General features: G+C 63.4%; 18 protein-coding genes, 1 tRNA gene and 1 pseudogene. 8 read left to right on the top strand and 12 right to left on the bottom strand.

The annotated features are described in order from the left end of the window. Window positions 1–228 precede the first annotated feature (228 nt). A complete protein-coding gene (locus tag ACQB61_RS20760) occupies window positions 229–1785 on the bottom strand; it encodes a glucan biosynthesis protein (protein ID WP_430514159.1) in 1557 nt (518 codons plus the stop codon). A 285-nt stretch (window positions 1786–2070) separates the two neighbouring features. Here ACQB61_RS20760 and ACQB61_RS20765 point away from each other — a divergent pair, with 285 nt between their 5' ends. Beyond that, window positions 2071–3291, top strand: coding sequence for an argininosuccinate synthase (locus ACQB61_RS20765; RefSeq protein ID WP_334252049.1), 1221 nt, complete (start codon window positions 2071–2073; stop codon window positions 3289–3291). Window positions 3292–3932: 641 nt separating this feature from the next. On the opposite strand, the gene ACQB61_RS20770 is transcribed toward ACQB61_RS20765, so the two are convergent. The 11 genes and pseudogenes from ACQB61_RS20770 to tsaD all read right to left on the bottom strand — a co-directional run bounded on the left by ACQB61_RS20770 (window position 3933) and on the right by tsaD (window position 12308). Then, window positions 3933–4346: a hypothetical protein gene (locus ACQB61_RS20770; RefSeq protein WP_430514160.1), complete on the bottom strand. Its 414-nt coding sequence runs from the start codon at window positions 4344–4346 to the stop codon at window positions 3933–3935. Between the two features lie 103 nt (window positions 4347–4449). Then, window positions 4450–5562 carry a 3-isopropylmalate dehydrogenase gene (gene leuB / locus ACQB61_RS20775; RefSeq protein WP_430514161.1) on the bottom strand — a complete coding sequence of 371 codons (1113 nt, stop codon included), beginning with the start codon at window positions 5560–5562 and terminating at the stop codon, window positions 4450–4452. 138 nt (window positions 5563–5700) lie between these two features. After that, a complete protein-coding gene (locus ACQB61_RS20780; protein WP_430514162.1) occupies window positions 5701–6291 on the bottom strand; it encodes a pyridoxal-phosphate dependent enzyme in 591 nt (196 codons plus the stop codon). Continuing rightward, the gene (locus ACQB61_RS20785) at window positions 6236–6670 is read right to left on the bottom strand and encodes a pyridoxal-phosphate dependent enzyme (protein WP_430514163.1); all 435 of its coding nucleotides are present in this window, start codon (window positions 6668–6670) and stop codon (window positions 6236–6238) included. The genes ACQB61_RS20780 and ACQB61_RS20785 overlap by 56 nt, the downstream gene beginning before the upstream one ends. Window positions 6671–6796: 126 nt before the next feature. Beyond that, window positions 6797–7963 (bottom strand): M20 aminoacylase family protein, encoded by a 1167-nt coding sequence (locus tag ACQB61_RS20790; RefSeq protein WP_430514164.1) that lies wholly within the window; start codon window positions 7961–7963, stop codon window positions 6797–6799. Between the two features lie 165 nt (window positions 7964–8128). Continuing rightward, a complete protein-coding gene (locus tag ACQB61_RS20795; protein ID WP_430514165.1) occupies window positions 8129–8797 on the bottom strand; it encodes a class I SAM-dependent methyltransferase in 669 nt (222 codons plus the stop codon). Window positions 8798–8827: 30 nt separating this feature from the next. Next, window positions 8828–9253 carry an EVE domain-containing protein gene (locus ACQB61_RS20800; RefSeq protein ID WP_026356011.1) on the bottom strand — a complete coding sequence of 142 codons (426 nt, stop codon included), beginning with the start codon at window positions 9251–9253 and terminating at the stop codon, window positions 8828–8830. 2 nt (window positions 9254–9255) lie between these two features. Then, window positions 9256–9546, bottom strand: a complete 291-nt coding sequence (locus ACQB61_RS20805) for a YciI-like protein (RefSeq protein ID WP_430514166.1) — start codon at window positions 9544–9546, stop codon at window positions 9256–9258. 95 nt (window positions 9547–9641) lie between these two features. Next, a complete protein-coding gene (locus ACQB61_RS20810; RefSeq protein WP_430514167.1) occupies window positions 9642–10646 on the bottom strand; it encodes an NAD(P)H-dependent glycerol-3-phosphate dehydrogenase in 1005 nt (334 codons plus the stop codon). A 2-nt stretch (window positions 10647–10648) separates the two neighbouring features. After that, window positions 10649–11098, bottom strand: a complete 450-nt coding sequence (locus tag ACQB61_RS20815) for an NUDIX hydrolase (RefSeq protein ID WP_430514168.1) — start codon at window positions 11096–11098, stop codon at window positions 10649–10651. 125 nt (window positions 11099–11223) lie between these two features. Then, window positions 11224–12308, bottom strand: a pseudogene (tsaD, locus tag ACQB61_RS20820) (tRNA (adenosine(37)-N6)-threonylcarbamoyltransferase complex transferase subunit TsaD). A 190-nt stretch (window positions 12309–12498) separates the two neighbouring features. Between tsaD and hemC the strand changes: the two are divergent. The 7 genes from hemC (at window position 12499) to socB (ending at window position 19711) form a co-directional block, all read left to right on the top strand. Beyond that, entirely contained in the window at window positions 12499–13422 is a 924-nt protein-coding gene (gene hemC / locus ACQB61_RS20825) for a hydroxymethylbilane synthase (protein WP_430514169.1), read from the top strand. Between the two features lie 8 nt (window positions 13423–13430). Further along, window positions 13431–14129, top strand: coding sequence for a uroporphyrinogen-III synthase (locus ACQB61_RS20830; RefSeq protein ID WP_430514170.1), 699 nt, complete (start codon window positions 13431–13433; stop codon window positions 14127–14129). A 124-nt stretch (window positions 14130–14253) separates the two neighbouring features. Further along, a complete protein-coding gene (locus ACQB61_RS20835) occupies window positions 14254–16074 on the top strand; it encodes a COG4223 family protein (protein WP_430514171.1) in 1821 nt (606 codons plus the stop codon). A 208-nt stretch (window positions 16075–16282) separates the two neighbouring features. Beyond that, window positions 16283–17860, top strand: coding sequence for a heme biosynthesis HemY N-terminal domain-containing protein (locus ACQB61_RS20840; RefSeq protein WP_430514172.1), 1578 nt, complete (start codon window positions 16283–16285; stop codon window positions 17858–17860). Window positions 17861–18306: 446 nt separating this feature from the next. Further along, a tRNA-Thr gene (locus ACQB61_RS20845) sits at window positions 18307–18382 on the top strand. Between the two features lie 83 nt (window positions 18383–18465). Further along, window positions 18466–19017: a type VI toxin-antitoxin system SocA family antitoxin gene (gene socA / locus ACQB61_RS20850; RefSeq protein ID WP_430514173.1), complete on the top strand. Its 552-nt coding sequence runs from the start codon at window positions 18466–18468 to the stop codon at window positions 19015–19017. Beyond that, window positions 18932–19711: a type VI toxin-antitoxin system SocB family DNA replication inhibitor toxin gene (socB, locus tag ACQB61_RS20855; RefSeq protein WP_430514174.1), complete on the top strand. Its 780-nt coding sequence runs from the start codon at window positions 18932–18934 to the stop codon at window positions 19709–19711. The genes socA and socB overlap by 86 nt, the downstream gene beginning before the upstream one ends. Window positions 19712–20059: the final 348 nt, after the last annotated feature.

A 20059-nucleotide genomic window follows, 5' to 3' on the forward strand; every position in this document is an offset into this window, starting at 1 on the left:
ATCGCGTTAAATTTTTCATATATCGATGTTTGTGAAATTCTTACTTTCTGGTTATTATTAAAATAATTTAACTGATGTTACTCTTAGGTAGTTAAATTTGGTTAATTATTTTGATTGGTCATTCTATGCAGTATTGTAGTATTTTCGGATTGAGCTTTAGGTGAGTGACCGGCAAAAAAGGCCCGGACGGTCTCCCGTCCGGGCCTTTTCTGTTGGAGTGGCCGTGCCTTACTGCGGGTGGGCGACCAGTTCGTGGCTGATCTGGCCGAGCCAGGTTTCCGTCACCACGTCATCGCCATGCTTCAGGAAGGCGCGGGCTTCGATCGGGTCGTGATCTTCCACCTTGGCGTCAAAGATCAGGCGCCAGCGGTCCGTGCCGACGACCGGCAGGACGTAAGGATTGATCGCCTTGCCGCGCGACAGTTCCACCACGGCCGTCACGCCATCCTGCTGGCCGAGACCCTTGAGGGCAGGGCCTTCGAAGTCGATGGACAGCTTGATCTGGTCCGCCGGACGCGGCTGGCCGGGAACACCGCCCTGACCGGCGCGGGTTGCGACGGTGCGGGCGCCAACGCCGGGCAGCGGATGGGCGTCCTTCCAGTGCATCCGGTAGGAGAAGCTGCGCTCCTCACCGGCCGCCGGGAGGTTGCTGGGGATGAAATAGGCGACGATGTTGTCGTAGATCTCGTCATCGGTCGGGATTTCGATCAGCTGCACGGCGCCTTCACCGAAAGGTGCCAGTGGTTCCAGCCAGACAGACGGCCGCTTGTTGTAGAACACGCCATCGTCTTCGTAGTTCTCGAAGCTGCGGTCACGCTGGGCAAGACCGAAGCCCTTCAGGTTTGAGGCCTGGAAGGTTGAGGTGCGCACGCCCTTCGGGTTGTTCAGCGGGCGCCAGACCTGCTCGCCGTTCTCCATGACGATGGCAAGGCCATCGGTGTCATGAACTTCCGGGCGCCAGTCGAGGCCCGTGGAGCGGTTCGTCTCCGAATACCAGTACATGCTGGTCAGCGGCGCGATGCCGAGGCGCTCCACCGGCTTGCGGAAGAACAGGCGGCTTTCCACGTCAATGGTCTGGCCTGCGCCGTCCTTGTTGCGCATGGTCATCTTGTAGGCACCGGCAACGCTGGGGCTGTCCATCAGCGCGTAGAGCACCATGGTTTCACCCTCAGCTTCGCCCGGCGCCAGCCAGAACGACGTGAAGCGCGGGAACTCTTCCGGTTCGGACATGCCAGAATTGATCGCAAGGCCGCGGGCCGACTGGCCGTACTGATGCGACTGGCCGTCGGTGCGGAAGTATGAAGCGCCAAGGAAGGAAATCCAGTCCGTCTTCAGATCCGGGCGCATGATGCGGAAGCCGGCAAAACCGATGTCGGCCGGCAGCTTGCGGGCCGGGCTGTCATTGGGGCTGTCGAAATAGGCCGGATCGTAGAGGATTTCCCGGCTGACGCCGCTTTCAACCTGATAGATCTTGACCGGGTTCTTGAAATACCGGCCAAGGTGGAAGAACTGCACCGGTGCATCCGGGCTGATCGAAACCGTCTCTTCCGGGTCGAACCGGATCTTCCAATGGGCGTCGAAGTCAATCTTTTCGAGCGTGTCCGCAGAGCGGGTCTTGGGCTCTGCATAGGGTTTGCCAGCCAAAGCCTTGGCCTGACCAATCACAGTGTCGAAGCTGAAGGGCGCTGCGGGACCGCGCCGGGCGGACAGGTCGCCGGCAAGCGCAGAACCGGCGGAGGCCGCAGTCAGTCCGAGAAGAAGCAGACAGGAAGCGAAGAAACGCATGAGTCATCCCTGATGGAAAAAACCGCCAGCTGGGAACAGGCCCGGCAATTCTGCCCATTTCAGGGCGGCGGCGGAAAATACATCTGCAGCGGAATACCTGCAAGCGGCGTATTTGCTTGGCTTGCGGCCTTTCGAGGCATGAGGCGCATGGCGCAGAAAAAGGCTTTGCAGTCCGCTTTGCCGCAACTAGAGTGCGCGCGGTTTTCCAAGGCATCCGGCGGCGCAGCCGGGATGCCTTACACGCCAAACGTGACGTCAAAAAGAACAGCGAACGGACATACCTCCATGGCCCATGGCGACATCAAGAAGGTCGTGCTTGCCTATTCCGGCGGCCTCGACACCTCCATCATCCTGAAGTGGCTCCAGACCGAACTGGGCGCAGAAGTGGTGACCTTCACCGCTGACCTCGGCCAGGGCGAGGAACTGGAGCCGGCCCGCAAGAAGGCCGAGATGCTGGGCATCAAGGAAATCTTTATCGAGGACGTGCGCGAGGAATTCGTCCGCGATTTCGTCTTCCCGATGTTCCGCGCCAATGCCGTCTACGAAGGCGTCTATCTGCTGGGCACCTCCATCGCCCGCCCGCTGATCTCCAAGCATCTCATCGAGATTGCGAAGAAGACCGGCGCTGACGCCATTGCCCATGGCGCCACCGGCAAGGGCAATGATCAGGTCCGTTTCGAGCTGTCCGCCTATGCCCTGAACCCGGACATCAAGATCATCGCTCCCTGGCGCGACTGGACTTTCAAGAGCCGTACCGATCTCTTGGACTTCGCCGAGAAGCACCAGATCCCGGTCGCAAAGGACAAGAAGGGTGAGGCTCCGTTCTCCGTGGACGCCAACCTGCTGCACTCGTCGTCCGAGGGCAAGGTGCTGGAAGACCCGGCAGTCGAGGCTCCCGAATATGTGCATATGCGCACAATTTCCCCGGAAACGGCCCCCGACACCCCGACGGTCATCAAGATCGGCTTCGAGCGTGGTGACGCGGTTTCCATCAACGGCGAGCGCCTGTCCCCGGCAACCCTGCTGGCGAAGCTGAACGACTATGGCCGCGACAATGGCATCGGCCGCCTGGACCTCGTCGAGAACCGCTTTGTCGGCATGAAGAGCCGCGGCGTCTATGAAACTCCGGGTGGCACCATCCTGCTCACCGCACACCGTGCGATGGAATCCATCACGCTGGACCGCGGCGCGGCGCACCTGAAGGACGAGATCATGCCGCGCTATGCGGAGCTGATCTACTACGGCTTCTGGTTCTCGCCCGAGCGCGAAATGCTGCAGGCCCTGATCGACAAGAGCCAGGAGCACGTGGAAGGCGAAGTGACGCTGAAGCTCTACAAGGGCAACGTGATGGTCATTGGCCGCGAGAGCCCGAAGTCGCTCTATTCCGACAAGCTGGTTACCTTCGAGGACGACCAGGGCGCCTACGATCAGAAGGACGCTGCCGGCTTCATCAAGCTCAATGCCCTGCGCCTGCGCACCCTCGCCAAGCGCAACCAGAGCCGCTGAGCCATTTCAGGGCTGGTAAGTTAAGACCGGGGAGCCGTGCAATCGGCGCCCCGATTTTTTGGGGGTCCGGACAGACGGGGCTGCGGCCCAGCCGCCAAAGTCATCATTGGCCCAAACCGCCGGTGAAGCGCCTACACGCGCCTGCAAGCCCCGGCTCAAAGCGCAGAGGGTACGGGGATCTTCTGGAATGCCCGGCCGCCCGCCTTTCCGGCCCGAGGCGCTGGGCGGAAAGGCGGAGCAGAAGGCGAGCGGCAGGGCACCCGGGGCGAGGGTGCGGGCGCTCTTGCCTGCTGCGTCTGCGGGCAGGTGCGGCATGGTCTGCGGCGCTCGTTCAGGCGGGGATCCTGCCAGAGCGTCATATTGTCCATCAGGCTGTATGCCCGGGACAAACCTTGCGCGGATAGGGAGCTTCCCTCCAGACGGGCGTTGAGTGTGCCGGTTGGCGTTCCGGCTCGGTGTCTGGACTTTGTTCTTCCTATGTTCCTATTGATTCCAGAAGATTCTGGTCCCGTCAAGCGGAGCTTGGGTCGTGTTTTCACTTTTTGTTCTATGTTCAGCACAAGCCAGCAGCGTTCCCGGCGAGATTGGCTCACCGGGTGGACGAACACCTGTCAATGAGCAGGGCTCATCGAGAGGCGGCCTTACTGCGAACGGCGGTAGACGGAGATGTTGCGGCTGGTGATGGCGCCGGGCAGCAGGACGGTCTGGGTAACCGTCAGCGTGCGTCCATCTTCCGAGAGTTCACGTTCGGCCTTCATCAGGGTGACGCCGTCACGCTGGGCTTCGGAGACGAGATTGCGTTCGGTCGCAAAGCCGAGGCGCATGGAATCGACCAGTCCGCTCTTGCCAAGGCGGATCGGCGGGCCGTCCGGCATGGCGGTGAAGCTGTCATTGGTGACTTCGCCATCGGCTGACACGGTGTTCATTGTGAAGGTCAGCACGCCGAAATCATCCTCGATGCGCAAGGTTGCCGAGCGCGGCGGCTCGCCCTGCTCGAAGTCGCTTTCCTCCACATCGAGGATCCAGGTGCCGAGAAACGGTTTTTCCTTGGCCATGTTGCTGTGCCTTTCGAATGGAGTGTGCGTCCGGATGGGCGGCAATGCATAAGGCCGCCGCCTGCGCATGGCAAGCGGCGGCCTTATGATCGGCTATTCGTGATCAGGCGCTGAGTGCGTTCAGCTCGGTCACGATGGCATCACCCATTGCGGTGGTGCCAATGACGGTGGCGCCTTCCGAGGCGATGTCGCGGGTGCGCAGGCCCTTGTCCAGCGCATTGGCGATGGCCTTGTCCAGCATGTCCGCTTCGGTCACCTTCTCGAAGGAGTAGCGCAGGGCCATGGCGAAGGAGGCGATCATGGCGATCGGGTTGGCAGCGCCCGTGCCGGCGATGTCCGGAGCCGAGCCGTGCACCGGCTCATACAGCGCCTTGCGCTTGCCGGTGGCAGCGTCGGGAGCGCCCAGCGAGGCGGACGGCAGCATGCCGAGCGAGCCGGTCAGCATGGCGGCAACGTCGGACAGCATGTCGCCGAACAGGTTGTCGGTGACGATGACGTCGAACTGCTTCGGCCAGCGCACGAGCTGCATGCCGCCGGCGTCTGCCAGCATGTGCTCCAGCTGCACGTCCTCATAGCCGTTCTTGTGGGTGGCGGTGACCACCTCGTTCCAGAGCACGCCCGACTTCATGACGTTGCGCTTCTCCATCGAGGTGACCTTGCCCTTGCGGGTGCGGGCCAGCTCGAAGGCTGCCTTGGCGATGCGCTCGATCTCGTAGGTGTCGTAGACTTGCGTATCGATGGCGCGCTTCTGGCCGTTGCCGAGGTCGGTGATGGTCTTCGGCTCGCCGAAATAAACGCCGCCCGTCAGCTCGCGCAGGATCAGGATGTCGAGACCCTCGATCACTTCACGCTTCAGCGAGGAGGCACCGGCCAGTGCCGGGTAGCAGATGGCCGGACGCAGGTTGGCGAAAAGCTGCATGTCCTTGCGCAGACGCAGCAGGCCCGCTTCCGGGCGGACTTCGTAAGGCACCTTGTCCCACTTCGGGCCGCCAACGGCACCGAAAATCACGGCATCAGCGGCCATGGCCTTGGCCATGTCGCCTTCGGAAATGGACTGGCCATGCGCATCATAGGCGCAGCCGCCGACGAGGCCTTCCTCGGTCTCGAACGTGTCGGTGCCGCGTGCGTTGAACCAGGCGATGATCTTCTTCACCTCGGGCATGATTTCCGGGCCGATGCCGTCGCCGGGCAGAAGAAGAAGCTTGTGAGTTGCCATGGGTGTCCATCCCGTTTTTAAAAAAATTGCTCTGGTCCTTGGGTTAGCGGCTTGGCGCCGCCTTTTCAAGGCGGAGGCACGCGGCAAGAGTTCAAGCAAGGCTGAGCATTTGGTCAAGTGAGCGACGGGGCTTGCACGTCAGTGGGTGGTCAGTACGGACGGATCCATGTTGCCGCCGCACAGAAGGATTCCGATGCGTTCGCCCCGCTGGGGCACATAGGCGCCACACAGCAGCGCTGCGAAAGCCGCCGCGCCGCCAGGTTCTGCCACCAGCTGCAGCCCCCGCCAGAGCTTTTGCTGCGCGGCCATGACCTCGTCATCGCGGACAATGACAATCCGCTCGACGCAGCGCGCAGAAATGGCAAAGGTCAGATCCCCCACGCGCCGCGCGCCGAGGCTGTCCACTGCACTGCCGGAGACCGGCACTTCAACCGGCTCCCCGGCCTCTAGCGCGGCCTTCATGCTCTGGCAGCCTTCGGTCTCCACCCCGATGATGCGCGTCTTGCCTGCAAACCATGTGGCCACACCCGCGATCAGGCCACCTCCGCCGACTGCAATGAGCAGCGTGTCGAGACCTTTGGTCTGTCCTTCCCATTCCAGTGCTGCCGTGCCCTGTCCGATGATGGTCTCTGCATTGGCGTAGGAGTGAATGTCCATCGCGCCTGTTCTGGCTTCATAGGCGCCACAGGCTTCCCGCGCTTCGGCATAGGTGGGCCCCGCAATTTCCAAGCCTGCGCCGTAGCTGCGGATCTTGGCTTTTTGAAAGGGGTGGCCAGCTCGGGCACGAAAATCCGGGCGTGAACGCCGAGACTGCGGGCGGCATAGGCCACCGCTGCGCCATGGTTTCCCCTGACGCGGCAGTCACACCGGCCGCCGGAATTTCCTTGCTCAGCAGCGTGTTGAAGGCGCCGCGGGCTTTGAAGGAGCCGCTGTGCTGCAGGGATTCGAGCTTCAGGGAAACGCCCGACGGAAGGTCGAGGTCTCCGGATCTGAGCTGCAGGGTGGGTGTGACGCGAATATGGGGCGTAATTCGATCATAGGCAGCCTCAATGGCTGCAGCAGTCACGAGCATGATGGGCCCCGATGTTCCATTATCTCCCGCCACCATAAAAAACTCTTTGGCCGCCTGCCAGAGGAGAATGAAAGCATGATCCTTAAGGATGATGCCGGACGCTTTTTCGTAGCATTCGGAAGAGGCAATATGAGCGGTAAGTGCTCAAAACCTGCTGGAAGCTCAGGCAGCGAGCGCCTTCTCCACCAACCGCACGAAATAGGAGCTTCCGGAGGGAATCAGCCCGTCATTGAAGTTGTAGCGCGGGTGATGCAGGCTGGCGCTGTCGCCATTGCCCGCGAAGATGTAAGCGCCCGGCCGCTCCAGCAGCATGTAGGAGAAATCCTCGCCACCCATCATAGGCTCGGTCTCGCGCTGCACCCGGTCGGGCCCGGCAATCTCCTCCGCCACGCTGACAGCAAAATCCGTTTGCTCGTCGTGGTTGGAGGTGACCGGATAGCCGCGGCGGAACTCGATCTCCGCCGTTGCGCCATAGGCCGTGCACAGGGCGGAGACGATCTCGTTCAGGCGCTTCTCCGCCAGATCGCGGGTGGCATCGGTCAGGCTGCGGATGGTGCCGCGCAAGGTCGCCGTCTCGGGAATGACGTTGAAGGCAGTGCCCGCCTCGAAGATCGTGACGGAGACGACCACCGAATCGAGCGGATTGACGGCGCGGCTGGCGATGGTCTGCAGGGCGCTGACGATCTGCGTGCCGACGATGATCGGATCGACCGTCTCGTGGGGCTTGGCCGCATGGCCGCCGCGCCCGGTAATGGTAATGCGGAATTCATCCGTCGCGGCCATGATCGGCCCCTTTCGGATGGCGAACTCTCCCACCGGCAGGCCGGGCAGATTGTGCAGGCTGTAAACCTCATCAATGGCCCAGCGGGTCATCAGGCCGTCGTCGATCATCGCCTTGGCGCCCGCGCCGCCCTCTTCGGCCGGTTGGAAAATGACAACTGCTGTCCCGTTGAAATTGCGGGTTTCGGCCAGGTACTTCGCAGCTCCCAGCAGCATGGACGTATGCCCGTCATGGCCGCAGGCATGCATCTTGCCGGGTGTCTTCGAGGCGTAGGGCAGGCCGGTCATTTCCGCGATGGGCAGAGCGTCCATGTCGGCGCGCAGGCCAATGACACGGCCTGCACCGCCGTTCTTGCCCCGGATCACGCCGACAACGCCGGTCTGGCCAATCCCGGTCACCACCTCGTCCAGCCCGAAGCTGCGCAGCAGGTCTGCCACCTTGGCTGCCGTGCGGACAGTCTCGTACATGATCTCCGGGTTCTCATGGAAATCACGGCGCCAGCTGGCGATTTCATCGGCAAGATCGGCAATACGGTTGACGACCGGCATGGAAGGCTCCTCGGGGGACGTGTGATTGCCGGATCTGGCCGGCTCAGCATATTTCTTGCCAGAGTGGTCTGGCGGAAAGGGATCTCTATAGGAAGGCTTGCCCGCAAAAAGCGCAAGCTGCTTTATGCGGCGTTGCAGCAGAAGCCTGTCGAAGGCGCCGCTGGATCAGGTTCCTGATGCGGGCCGGAAGCGGTAGACGCTGGTCTTCTTCACTTCTGAATCCTCAAGGCTGCGGATCACCGGCACAGTGTAGGTGGCCAGATGCTCCAGCCTTTCCTTCGGCAGATAGGAGCGGCCCGGATCGCCGACGAGAATCAGCGTGCGGGCTTCGTTCAGCTGGTCGAGCCAGGCAATCAGCTTGCGCGACATGGGCAGCTCGTAGAACACATCGCCGCAGATCATCAGGTCCGTCTGTGGCGGCGGGGTGCCGGTGATGTCGCCCAGTTCCGTGGACAGGGGAACGCCGTTGAGCGCCGCATTGAGGCGAATGGCCTCGATGGCGAAACGGTCGATTTCCACGGCTGTTACCGATGCCGCGCCTGCCATCATTGCGGCGATGCCGACAATGCCGGAGCCTGCGGCAAAATCCGTCACCGTCTTGCCGCGCACCAGATCCGGATTGTCGAGCAGGTAGCGCGCCAGCGCCTGCCCGCCTGCCCAGGCAAAGGCCCAGAAGGGCGGCGGCAGGCCGATTTCGCCCAGTTCATCCTCGGTCTTCTGCCACAGGTCCATGGCTTCGCTGGCGAGGTGGAGCCGGATTTCGCTGGCATGCGGGACAGCGAGCACTTCCGTGTTCGTCTCGATGAAGTGCTTCGGATCTGCAATGCCGGTCAATCCGGTCTCCTGAACTATAGGGAAAGGGAATCAGACGTTCGGATCGAGCCCGCCCATCTCGCACACCACTTTCCACTCTTCCTCCGTTACCGGCTGCACCGACAGGCGCATGGAGGTGACGAGTGCCATCTGCGCAAGGCGCGGCTCGGCCTTGACGGCGGCCAGCGTGACGGGCTTGGGTACATCGCAGACGGCGCGGAAGTGTACGCAGTCCCAGCGCGGATCATCGGTGGTGCTGTCCTGCGCGGTGCCGCTGCACACTTCCGCCACGCCGACAATCTCCTTGCCGATGTTGGAGTGGTAGAAGAATGCCCGGTCGCCCAGCGACATGGCGCGCATGTTGTTGCGGGCCAGATAATTGCGCACGCCCGTCCATTCCTCGCCCGCAGCACCCTTGGCCTTCTGCTGCTCCCAGGACCAGACGTCCGGCTCGGACTTTATCAGCCAGTATTTCACGGTCACTGCGCCTCCGGGTTCTTGATCACCCAGTTCCACGGACGGATCTCGACGGAGGCAAAGAGGCCGGCGCGGGCATAGGGGTCTTCCTGCGAAACGGCGAGGGCTTCGTCCCGGTTCTCTGCCTCGATGATGACGAGGCTGCCGGTCATGTTGCCGGCGTCATCGAGAAACGGACCGGCTGCTTTCAGGCGGTCGCCCATGGCTTTGAGAAATTCCACATGCGCCGGGCGGTTGTCGAGGCGCGTCTGCAGGGCGCCGGGCTTGTCGGTGCAGATCAAGGCGTAAAGCATGGAAGAACCTCCTGTTTGTGCCGCAGGTTAGAACATTTGACGGTGGAATGAAGCGGCAAAATTGCCGAGGCTCACGCAAATTTTGCGCTGTCCTTTCAGGCCCCCGCCTCGCGGCGCAGCGGGCGGCTCATCAGCCGGTTCAGCGCCTCGTCAATGGTCAGGCGCGCGGAGATCACATCGGACACCACCTTGCAGACCGGCAGATCGACGCCGTGGCGTTCGCCCAGTTCCACGGCGATCTCAGCGGAAAACACGCCTTCGGCCAATTTCTCGCCCGAGCTCAGCAGGTCTTCCGCCGTGCGGCCTTCGCCCAGCTTGTGGCCGAAGCTGAAGTTGCGCGATTGGGTTGAGGAGCAGCTGAGCACCAGATCGCCAAGGCCTGAAAGGCCCGTCAGTGTCTCCGGTCTTGCGCCCATGGCAAGGCCCAGCCGTGTCAGCTCGGCAAAGCCACGAGCGGTGAGGGCAGCTTGCGCCGAAGCGCCGAGCTTGCGCCCTGCCACTGCACCGCAGGCGATGGCCAGAACGTTCTTCAGCGCCCCGCCTACCTGCGTTCCGATGAGGTCACTTGAGGCATAGGGCCGGAAGCTGGCGGAGGCGAGGGCCTGCGCCAGCGCATCGGCCATTGCGCCGTCGCGGGCGGCAACTGTTACGGCGGTCGGCAGGCCACGTGCCACATCGGCAGCAAAGCTCGGGCCGGACAGCACGGCTGGGTGGGCCTGTGGCAGCACCTCGGCCAGCGTGTCGGTGAGAAGGTTGCCGGTGCCCTTTTCGATGCCCTTGGAACAGAGCACCACGGGCGTGCCGGGGCGCAGGAGCCCTGCCAGCGGCGTCAGCACGGCGCGGGTGGTCTGGGCAGGCGTCACCAGCAGGATGGCGTCTGCCTTCGCCGCGTCCGCAATGTCGTCGGTTGCAGTCAGCGGTTCATCGAAGGTTACGCCTGGCAGATAGGCGCGGTTGGTCTGGCGGCTGCGGATTTCGGCCACAAGTGCAGGATCGCGGGCCCAGAGCGTGACGGAGCGGCCAGCCCTTGCAGCGGACAGCGCCAGCGCTGTGCCCCAGGCACCGCCGCCCAGCACTGCAATGGTCTCGATCCCGCCCATGTCTATCTCCCTTGCAGGCGCTGCCGAAGCAGGCCGATCTGTGCGCCGAAGCCCTCGTAGAACACGGCAGGGTTCACCTCGGTGAACAGGTCCTGCCAGAACAGGCGGAAGCGGATCGGATCGCCGCCGCCGCTCGGCGTCATTTCGTAGTGTTCCCACTCGTCCTTGAGAATCACCGGCACCGTGGCGTGAAAATGGCGGCGCTTGTGCAGATCGCGCCCCCGGCCATTGTCGAACACGTGGTTCTGATCTGTGAGGTGATCAAGGGCGCCGTCCAGCGTCAGCCCCGTTTCCTCGAAGAATTCGCGCCTTGCGCCGATGAGATGGCTTTCACCCGGATCCAGCGTGCCGCCTGGTACCTGAAGGCCGACTTCTGGCTGATCCGGTTGAGCGAAAACCAGCAGCTTGCGCCCGCAGGTGAGGTAGACATAGGCCTTGTGGCGCACTTGCATGGCAGCATCCATCCTTTGAAACCGCCCCTGCCTAGCAAGTCCGGTCCGCGAAGGGAACCGGGTTTTGGACGCACTTCATCTTCGATGGATGCTGATGGACCCGCCTTGGTGAGGCAAGGGTGCCCTTACACCTTGGCGCCCTTTTTCCCTGCGCCCAGCAGCCCTGCGGAGGTCTCGTCGAGAGGCCAGCGGGGGCGGGGGCGAAGGACATGCCGTCGAGGGCAGCGCCCGTGCGGCGGGCTTCCATCATGTGCTCGATCCCGGCCCAAGCGATCATGGCGGCATTGTCCGTGCACAGCCGGGCAGGAGGGGCGATGAAGCGGGCCCCGGCTTCATCGGCGGCGGATGTCAATGCGCGGCGGATTTCGCCATTGGCGGCAACGCCGCCCGCCACGACGATGACAGGCTCTATCCCGGCAAAACGCTGGCGGAACAGGGCAAGGGCTGCGCGGGTGCGGATGGCGAGCACATCGGCAACCGCCTTCTGAAATCCGGCACAAAGGTCGCAGACGGTCTGCTCATCCACCGGCTGCAGCTTTTGCGCCGTGGTGCGCAGCGCCGTCTTCAGTCCTGCAAAGGACATGTCGAGGCCGGGCCGGTCCATCAGCGGGCGGGGCAGGGCAAAGCGGGTGGCATCGCCGCGAAGGGCCATGCGCTCCACTGCCGGGCCACCCGGATAGGGCAGGCCAAGCAGCTTGGCGGTCTTGTCGAATGCCTCGCCAATGGCATCGTCAATGGTGCTGCCCAGCCGCTCATAGGCACCGATGCCGGTGACCAGCAGGAACTGGGTGTGCCCTCCGGAAACCAGCAGCAGCAGATAGGGGAACTCCAGCTGGTCCGTGAGGCGTGCCGTCAGCGCGTGGCCTTCCAGATGGTTGACGGCGATGAGCGGTTTTCCGGCCGCCATGGCGATGGACTTGGCGGTCATCAGCCCGACGATGACCCCGCCGATGAGGCCGGGACCTGCGGTTGCGGCCACCGCATCGATGTCATCGAAGCTGACGCCAGCCTCCGACATGGCCTCGGCCACGATCCGGTCCAGCACGGCAATATGGGCGCGGGCGGCGATCTCCGGCACCACGCCACCGAATTCCGTGTGCTCGTCAATCTGCGAGCGGATGACGTTGGAGAGGATTTCCGGCGTCTGCGGCCCGCGCACCACGGAGGCGGCGGTTTCGTCGCAGCTGGTTTCGATGCCAAGAACTGTCAGCATTGGGTTCTGCCCGCCGTCGCGGCTGCCGTGGTTTCACGGGCTTTGCCGGTGTCTCAAAAGGTACTTCTGTGCCCCAATCCGGCCCGCCCCGTATAATCCGGGATTGTGCCGCCTTGGACAATGGCGCTAGAGAACCTATTGTCATCATGAATTCAATGGTCAGCCCCTAGCACCCGGATCCTTCGTCTTGCAATCGAAACCTTTGCGCATCGGAACGCGTGGCAGTGCTCTTGCACTCGCCCAGGCCCATGAAACCCGTGACCGGCTCGCCGCCGCCCATGGCCTCAAGGAGGACGACTTCGAGATCGTCGTGATCAAGACCTCAGGCGATCAGATCCAGGACCGGCCGCTTTCGGAAGCGGGCGGCAAGGGCCTGTTCACCAAGGAAATCGAGGAAGCCCTGATCGAGCGGCGCATCGATCTGGCCGTGCATTCCTCCAAGGACATGCCGACCGTTCTGCCGCAGGGGCTGGCGCTGACGGCCTTTCTGCCGCGCGAGGACGTGCGCGATGCCTTCATCTCGCCCAAGGCCAAGCACCTCAGGGATCTGCCGCAGGGCGCTGTTGTGGGATCATCCTCGCTGCGCCGTCAGGCGATGATCAAGCGCCTGCGCCCGGATATCGAGGTAGTGATGTACCGGGGCAATGTGCAGACGCGGTTGAAGCGTCTGGAAGAAGGGCAGGTCGATGCCACGCTCCTGGCCTATGCCGGCCTGCGCCGCCTTGGCATGCAGGATGTGGTGACCAGTCTTCTCGATACGGAAGATTTCCTGCCTGCTGTCGGGCAGGGCGCCATCGGCATCGAAAGCCGCATTGATGACGAAGCGACTTTGAAGCTGCTTGCCCCCATTCATGACCGTGACACGGAAATCCGGCTCACTGCCGAACGCGCTTTCCTCGCGGTGCTGGATGGGTCCTGCCGTACGCCGATCGGCGGTCTTGCGGAAGTCGATGGGAACCGTCTGCGCTTCCGGGGCATTATCCTGCGCCCGGATGGAAGCGAGCAGCATGCCGTCACCCGCGAGGGCGGACTTGATGATGCCTTCGAGCTTGGCTGCGAGGCGGGTCAGATCCTGCAGTCTCTCGGTGGTCCTGCCTTTTTCCGGTACTGAGGTTCTTCATGCGCATTCTCGTCACCCGGCCCTATCCCCATTGTGCCCGAACCGCCGCGCGCCTGCGCGAGATGGGGCATGAGGTGATCGAGGCGCCAGCGCTGGATATCGTGCGCCGTGCTCCGGACGAGATCGATCTCGACGGCGTGGATGCGCTTGCCATCACCAGCTCGCAGGCCATAGGTGCGCTGGCCGGCCACCGCCAGCTGCCGGAACTGGCGCGCCTTGCCGTCTATACGGTGGGCGCCCGCACGGCAGCGGCGGCACGGGAGCTGGGCTTCACCTCGGTGCTGAGCGCCGATGGGGATGCAGAAGACCTGTCGCGCCTCATTGAGGCCTGCCATGGCAGTGGCGATATTCTCTATTTCGGCGCCAGGGACCGGTCGGGTGATCTTGAAAAGCACCTCGATGCCGCCGGAATCGGGTGCCGCCTGATCGAGGTCTACCAGGCCGATCCGGTTGCCAGCTGGCCGCATGAGGTCAACGAGGCGCTGGTGAAGGGTGAGATCGACATTCTGCTTGCCTATTCTACCCGCACTGCCGAGGTTTGTGCCACTCTGCTGCGCGGCCTTGCCCCTGCCATGCTGCCGCGCATGGTGGCGCTGTCGGCCAAGGCCGGGGCGCCGCTGACGGCGCTTGGGCCTGTGGAATGGGCGGAGACGCCGGACGAGGAGGCTCTGTTCCTGCGCGCCTTAAACCGCTGTTAACCGGCGGGGTGGCCTGCTCGCGCCGTTTAGACATCATGTCACGCCGGGTCAGCGGTTCCTGCCCTGCCGGTATTGTGTATAGTTGATGGCCCTGAAGCCGGTCATGCCACAGGAGGAAGAGGTCATGGTTTCCGAAAAGGACAAGCCCGGTCAGGGCGCCAAAGGCTCCGAATCTGCAACCGGCGCATCTTCATCCGGCACGGCTGGTGGTTCCAGGCGGCCAGTGACCATTGATCTGGTCCCGGAAAAGGTTGCAGCCAAGGGCGAGACCGCCAAAGCTGAAACTTCGCAGGCCGATCCTTCCAAGGCCGCTGCGCCCAAGGACGACGCCAAGGCCTCTGCTGCCGGGCCGTCAGCCGCTGGAAAGCCGTCAGCACCCAACAAGGCCGGGACGTCAGGTGCGGCCCCGCAGGCCGCCGCCGCTGCAAGCCCGAAGACGGCTCAGGAGACAGCGGCTGCCAAGCCTGCGTCCGCAGCCGCGGCCGCACAGGCCAGCCCGGCTGCTGCCAGCCAGAGCGCAGCCGGTGCCGCAAAGCCTTCGGCCGCTTCCACTGCCACAGCCTCGCAGGGTCCGGCCGGCCAAAGTTCCACAAGCTCCAGTGCTGCCGGGCAAGGCGCCGAGCAATCTGCTTCATCTGCTGCCTCTTCCGCCGCAGCGCAGGCCGAGCGTGGGGCTTCCGCGCCGCAGCCGCGCCGTCCGGCGGCAGCCTCTATTGGTTTTGGCGGTGCGCTGGCTGCCTCGCTGCTTGTCAGCGCCGCAGTGTTTGGGGCCGGTTACGGGCTCAATCTGGCCGGATATCTGCCGCTGCGCGCTGGGCTCAGCGCTGCAGTGACCGAGCAGGCGGCGCTGGATGCTACCCGGCTTGACACGCTTGAACGCCGCCTGGCCGAGTTGCAGGAAGCGCCTCCCGCGCAAGGCCAGCCGCAGGGTGAAGCCCAGGCGCCTGCACCTGAAGCGCTCGAAAGCCTTGATACACGTCTTACCCAGAGCATCGATGCCCTGCGCGGTGACACGTCTTCGCGCCTTGCCGAGCTGAGCGGCCAGCTGGATGCCCTGCGTGGCAAGGTGGACGGCATGGGAGGGGCGGCGCCAGCTCCTGCTCAAGATGGCAGCGCGGCTCCTGCTGCCAATCCAGCGCCTGACGCAGAACTCTCGGCCCGTCTCGACAGCATGCAGAAGGCGGTCGACAGTCTGTCAGCCTCTCTGGCGGCGCTGCAATCGGCTGCGACAAGCACGGAAGCGGCGATCCGTACGGTATCGGATGCGCAGGCGCGCAATGCGGGCACGCTGACCAGCCTTTCGGCGGATCTGACCGCAGCCACGGAAGAAAGCCGCAAATCGCTGGATGCGCTGAAGGCTGAAGCCGCAGCGCTGACCGAGCGCCTTGCCACTGTTGAAACCACCATGGGTGACGCCACCGCCCGCGAGATGGCGGCGCGCGCCGTTGCCGTGTCGGCTCTCAAGACCGCGGTTGATGCGGGCAAGCCCTTTGAAACGGAACTGGCCGCCCTGCGCGCCAGTCTGCCTGAGGGCGCAGACATTGCCTTGCTGGAGAGCCATGCTGCGAACGGCATTGCCCCGCAGCAGAAGCTGATGGCGGAGTTTGCCCCTGTGGCCCGCGCCATCCACGCAACCTTCGCCAAGCCCGCCGAAGACGGCTCGATCCTCGACAGCCTGACCTCCAGTGCAGCGTCCATCTTCACGGTGCGCGGCCCCGGCGATGCCAGCGGGCAGGGGCCGGAAGCGGCCCTGCGGCGCATGGAAAATGCCGTTGCCGCCGGTGACCTGCCTGCCGCGCTTGCTGCCTATGACGAATTGCCGGAGGCGGGCAAGGCTGCCGGTGCGGATTGGGCCGCTGCGGCCCGCGCCCGTGTGGCCGTTGATGCACTTACGGAAAAGACCTCGAAGGACGTTCTCTCCAGCCTCGCCCGCAAGGGCAGCTGATCCGACCCGCAGCCCGGAGGACTGGCATGATCCGCGTATTCGTCTTCTTCGCCGCCCTGTTCGCCGCCGCGCTCGGGTTCGCCTGGCTCGCCGATCTGCCGGGCATGGTTTCCGTCACCTGGAATGGCTACATCTGGGAACAACCGCCTGCCACTGTGGCGCTGGTCGTCATCGGGGGCTTGCCCTGTTTCTCGGGGCGGTCTGGCTGGTGCTCACCGTGCTGCGCTCGCCGAAGATCGCCAGCCGCTTTTTCCGCCGCCGCCGCCGCGACCGGGGCTATCAGGCCCTGTCTTCCGGCCTGCTGGCGCTGGGAACGGGCAATGCAAAGCTCGCCCGCAAGCATGGGCTCGAGGCGGGCAAGCTGCTGCCATCAGAGCCCGCAGCCCAGCTGCTGATCGCGCAGGCCGCGCAGATGTCCGGCGACCGGGAGGAGGCGCGCCGCCGCTTCGAGACCATGCTGGAAGATCCGCGCACACGTGTCCTCGGTTTGCATGGCCTGTTCATCGAGGCTGAGCGTGAGGGCGCGCCTGCTGCTGCCCGCCATTATGCCGAAGAGGCGCTGAAGGCGCAGCCCGGCCTCGACTGGGCTGGACAGGCGGTTCTGGGCTATCAGGCGGTCGCTTCCGACTGGGAAGCCGCCATCGCCACGCTGGAAAAGAACTATACCGCCCGCCTCATCGACAAACCGGCCTATCGCCGCCAGCGCGCTGTGCTGCTGACGGCAAGGGCGCTGGAACTTGAGGATGGCGATCCCGATCAGGCCATGCAGCTCGCCCGTGAGGCCCACGGGCTGGCCGGTGACCTTGTGCCCGCCGCTGCCGTCACCGCCCGTCTTGCCACCCGCAAGGGCGATGTGCGCAAGGCGGCCAAGGTGCTGGAAGCCACCTGGCGCCTGTCACCGCATCCCGATCTGGCAGATGCTTATGCCCATGCCCGTATTGGCGATGCTGCCGCCGACCGGCTGAAGCGGGTGAAGACGCTGGCCGCGCTGCGCCCCAACACGGCGGAGGGCGCGCTCGCCATCGCCCGTGTGGCGCTGGATGCCCGCGACTTTGCCGAGGCCCGCGCCCAGCTGAAGAAGGTGCTGCGCTCCGAGCCCACCCGCAATGCCTTCCTGCTGATGGCGGATCTGGAAGAAGCGGAAAGCGGCGACAAGGGCCGCATGCGCGAGTGGCTGGCCCGCGCCGTGCGCGCCCCGCTCGACAAGGCATGGATTGCCGACGGCGTGGTGTCGGCGGACTGGTCTCCGGTCTCGCCGGTGACGGGACGTCTCGATGCCTTCGTCTGGGACACACCACCAGCCCCTGCAGGTGCTCTTGCGCTGGATCTGCCTGATGAGGCCCTGTTCGACCGTCCCGGCCTTGCCGCGCCGCAGGATGGAGCCTCACAGGCGCCGCGCCCCAGTGGCCCCTTCGACATGCCCGTGCGTGCACCCAAGCCGGAAGCCGATGACGAGCCGGTGATGGACCTGACACCGGAACCGGCAGTAAAGCCGGCCGAAACACCCGGTGACAAGCCAGCCGCCCCAGCCCCCAAGCCAGAAGGGGCAGCTGCTGCGCTCGTCAACGGCACTGCCACCGCTCAGGCTGGCAAGCCTGCGGCAACAACGGCACAGGTTGATGTGATCAACCCGGCGGCGAGCCAGCCGGTGGATGCTCCGGCGCCGGACAAGGCGGGCGGCTCCGTCCGCCATGCCGCCGCCTATCCCTTCCCGCGCCTGCCGGATGATCCGGGGCCGGATGCTGCCGATGAAGTGCCTCTGCCCAAGCCGAAGTTCGTGAACTGAGACGGGGGCGATCCTGGGGCAAGTAGCACCGTCCCAGACCGCTGGAAGACGCACAACGCCTCCCCACGCACCGTCCCGGCCTCCTGCTGATCTCTGGGCCGGGACCTGTAAGGGACGCTCTGCTGCGCCGTGTCATGGCTGCTGCGCGGCCCACGCTGCGTTTGCCGGGGTAGTGCCAGTGGGGCCGCCGTGCTCCCAGCCTTTGCGGCAGCAATCCGCTGGGGCCTCTTTGGTGCGCGTCCTGCCGCAGGCCGTCAAACGCCTCGCAGGGCCGGGGAAGCTGCACCATCCACAGGCGGGAAGGGCGGTGAAAATCTTGCAAGAAAGCCTCTTGCATCCCCGCCCCGCCTCCGCTATCAAGCGCGCACCACCGCACCAAGCGGTGCCGGTCTCCGCGCCTTGCGCCGGACACCATCCGCAAGAGCTTCAAGGCTCCAGCCGGATAAGCCGCTTTAGCTCAGTTGGTAGAGCACATCATTCGTAATGATGGGGTCGCAGGTTCGAGTCCTGCAAGCGGCACCAGTTTTTCCGCCGTTGCCAAATTGCTCCGATGTGGAGCATGATGGTTAATAGAAGTCGAACTCTGGTGCGGCAGTTATCATATTATGAGCGGGCCATACGATCCGAGAGCTATTGCGAACCTCTTGCTCGATGAAGCCGATCGGCGCGGCTGGAAGATCACCAATCTTGCCCTCCAGAAACTGCTTTACTTCGCTCACGGCCTCTATCTAACCAAAATGAAGAGTCCTCTCGTGTCTGGTTACTTCGAGGCGTGGCAATACGGTCCTGTCCATCCTTCCGTCTATCGTGCGTTCAAACCGTCAGGTTCCGAGCCGATCAATAGCCGGGCGGTTGCGCAAGATCCTCTTACGGGAAAAGCTCGCGATCTGCCAAAACCGACAGACCTAGATGTCATTGACCTCGTATCTGACGTGATGAGATCGTATGGGCACCTTCCGCCTGGCAGGCTTGTGGATCTCTCCCACGCTAAGGGGTCGCCGTGGGAAGTCGTCGTGGACAAAGCGCGAACAAATGTTGCTTTCGGCATGAGAATATCGGATGATATAATCATTGAGCGATTCCGGCACCACAAGGTTTCAGTCGGCTCAGATCCTCGTGCAGGAGAACCGCCTAGTGACGATACGCCCTTTGCCTGACATTGATCTTGCTCGCATCGCACCCCTGCCCGATGATATGAAGCGCAAGAGTTTGGAGCAGATGAAAGGCGGTTTCTCGACCTTCTCCTACAAACCGGTGCGCGCTTGCTTTTTCGATATATTTAACATCCAGCCTGATTTAGGCTTTGGTGTAGCAGAGTTGGCACCTTGGTCTGTGATTGAGGCCGAGTTGCAGAGGCGCAGCCGTTCGGACGAGGAGTTCACCTACAATCGACGAGTTGCGCTTGGCCTTTACGAATTTGCAACTTCCGGCCGGATCTACGGTCGTAGGCATGAGTTCTTCCCGCTGTCGATGGCCATGGGGCAAAAGATTACTCTCTGGCTTCCAATGATCCTAGCCATTGACGAACGCGCAAGCGCTTTGTTCATAGAGCCTCGGCGCAACCGCGGCTTAAACGCGGATGGGCGCAGGTTTGCATTCTCTATGATGCACGAACGCATACGGGCAGCTGACGAGGACTTCGCCGATGTGCGGCTGACTATCGTTCAATTTGGCGATCCTTCGGATGATCGGCGCGCGGTCAAGCTCTATACGGACGAAGCTGTTGAACTGTATTCCCGCGAAGAATTGGAACGTATGGTTGCCTCTACCTATGAAATGTGGCGTGAGGTACTTCAAGAGCGTGAACGCGAAGCTCGCGGTCGTGCGACGGGAACTGGGCCTCTAATTTGATTTGTTCTCGTTGCTGCCTTGAACGCCGAATAGGTTATGTTGAGCTCAAGTTTGCCCATCAGTGGCCAAAGAACAGTTGTTGCATTCCGTGCAGCAACTGAACCATCTCTCATTTCTTCCTCTTCCCCCAAACACCACTGCCCATTTGCGCCGCAATTTTGACCTTTCTGCCTTGACAAGGCCATGGTTATCGCCTGTGTGCAGGGTGTGATTCGGCAGGGCTTTCGGGCTGCCGGGCGGAGGGGTGTTTGGGCGAGACGGGGACCATTGAGCCCGCGCGATCGAAGACGCCGCTCGGCGCAAAGAGCACTTGTCCAGCGGTCAGGTTCGTGCGACCCCTACGTCAAG

This window comes from Pannonibacter phragmitetus, assembly GCF_050510895.1.
In the GTDB taxonomy this organism is placed as follows: Bacteria; Pseudomonadota; Alphaproteobacteria; order Rhizobiales; family Stappiaceae; genus Pannonibacter; species Pannonibacter phragmitetus_B.

Coding starts and splice junctions, on each gene's coding strand:
- ACQB61_RS20760 (WP_430514159.1), bottom strand. CDS start 1,785: ATGCGTTTCTTCGCTTCCTGTCTGCTTCTTCTCGGACTGACTGCGGCC.
- ACQB61_RS20765 (WP_334252049.1), top strand. CDS start 2,071: ATGGCCCATGGCGACATCAAGAAGGTCGTGCTTGCCTATTCCGGCGGC.
- ACQB61_RS20770 (WP_430514160.1), bottom strand. CDS start 4,346: ATGGCCAAGGAAAAACCGTTTCTCGGCACCTGGATCCTCGATGTGGAG.
- leuB (WP_430514161.1), bottom strand. CDS start 5,562: ATGGCAACTCACAAGCTTCTTCTTCTGCCCGGCGACGGCATCGGCCCG.
- ACQB61_RS20785 (WP_430514163.1), bottom strand. CDS start 6,670: ATGGTGGCGGGAGATAATGGAACATCGGGGCCCATCATGCTCGTGACT.
- ACQB61_RS20790 (WP_430514164.1), bottom strand. CDS start 7,963: ATGCCGGTCGTCAACCGTATTGCCGATCTTGCCGATGAAATCGCCAGC.
- ACQB61_RS20805 (WP_430514166.1), bottom strand. CDS start 9,546: ATGCTTTACGCCTTGATCTGCACCGACAAGCCCGGCGCCCTGCAGACG.
- ACQB61_RS20810 (WP_430514167.1), bottom strand. CDS start 10,646: ATGGGCGGGATCGAGACCATTGCAGTGCTGGGCGGCGGTGCCTGGGGC.
- ACQB61_RS20815 (WP_430514168.1), bottom strand. CDS start 11,098: ATGCAAGTGCGCCACAAGGCCTATGTCTACCTCACCTGCGGGCGCAAG.
- ACQB61_RS20830 (WP_430514170.1), top strand. CDS start 13,431: ATGCGCATTCTCGTCACCCGGCCCTATCCCCATTGTGCCCGAACCGCC.
- ACQB61_RS20835 (WP_430514171.1), top strand. CDS start 14,254: ATGGTTTCCGAAAAGGACAAGCCCGGTCAGGGCGCCAAAGGCTCCGAA.
- socA (WP_430514173.1), top strand. CDS start 18,466: ATGAGCGGGCCATACGATCCGAGAGCTATTGCGAACCTCTTGCTCGAT.